General features: G+C 69.6%; 1 protein-coding gene. It reads right to left on the bottom strand.

The features are described from left to right. Nucleotides 1–140: 140 nt before the first annotated feature. Nucleotides 141–1,074, bottom strand: a 934-nt coding sequence (locus tag ACWGKJ_RS34855; RefSeq protein WP_385034213.1) for an IS1380 family transposase, incomplete at its 5' end; no start/stop codon positions are given.

The following is a 1,074-nucleotide window of genomic DNA, read 5'->3' as shown; positions in this document are numbered from 1 at the left end:
CCGTCGGTTTCTTCGGCGGGCCGTTTCGGTTGTGTGGCTGGTGGCAGGCGGGCTGATGGCCCGGCTGTCGTGTCGGGTGGGCGCCGGGTTCCACTGCTCCGGTCGGGGTGATGCTGCTCGCAGGGGTGGGAACGTGCTGGTCAGCCGGGGTTCGGGAGAGCTTCGAGCCGTGCCAGGGCATTGGTGATCGCGTCGGTCCAGGGCCAGTGGCGAGCGAATCTCAGGTGCCGGCGGCGGGCGGTGGTGACGAGCTGGGCGGCAGCGGAAAAGAGGCGGAGCCGGAGACGGCGGGGCTTCCACCTGTGGGTTTTGCCTGTGAGAGCGAGCATCGGCATCCATGCGAGGAGGTCGAGGGCGATCTGGACGATCTCCGGCCAGATCCGGTTCTGCGCGGTGTCGTGCAGGGGCAGGTTGCGCTGGCCGGTAGCGCGAGCGGTTCGGATGCGGTCCTCGGCTCTCGCGCGTTGACGGTGCCGCAGTTCGAGCGTGGCGATCGGGACGCCGGTGGTGTGGGTGGCGAACGCCGTGAGTCGCAGCCCGTCAGCATCGGTGAACCGCAACTGGGCACCGGGGTGTGGGTGTTCCTTGCGGACGATCAGCCGCATCCCCTGCGGCCGGCCCTTCAGGACGTCCCCGTCGAGCTCGGTGACCCAGGCTCCGTCGCGGATCTCATCTCCCGGTTCGACGGCCGCCGTCCATGCGTCGGGCGGGATCTTGAGGGCGGCCTGGTGGATGGCGTCGGTGATGGCCGTGCCGGCCGAGTACGACAGCCGCCTTCCCCGCTGAGCGAGCCATGCGAGGAAGTCGTGGGTGCCACCGCCGGAGTCGGTGCGGATCAGCGTCTGGCGTCCTCGTCGGTACTTCTTCGGTAGCTGGGCCAGGGCGAGTTGGGCCGTGGTGATGTGGTCGGCGGTGGTGTTGCTGCCCGCGTTCCCGGGCCGCAGCAGTGCGGCCACCGGCTCCCCGCTGCCGCTGCTTCCGTGATCGACGAACCCCATCAGCGGGTGATGTCCGAAGGTCTTCTTCCAGGTCGCGGCTGCGTCCTCCTTGTCGGAGTGGGCCAGTACCAGCACC

The sequence above is a fragment of the Streptomyces sp. NPDC054757 genome, from assembly GCF_053612185.1.
The sequence above is the reverse complement of the archived record's forward strand: the minus strand, read 5'-3'. Positions and strand labels throughout refer to the sequence as shown.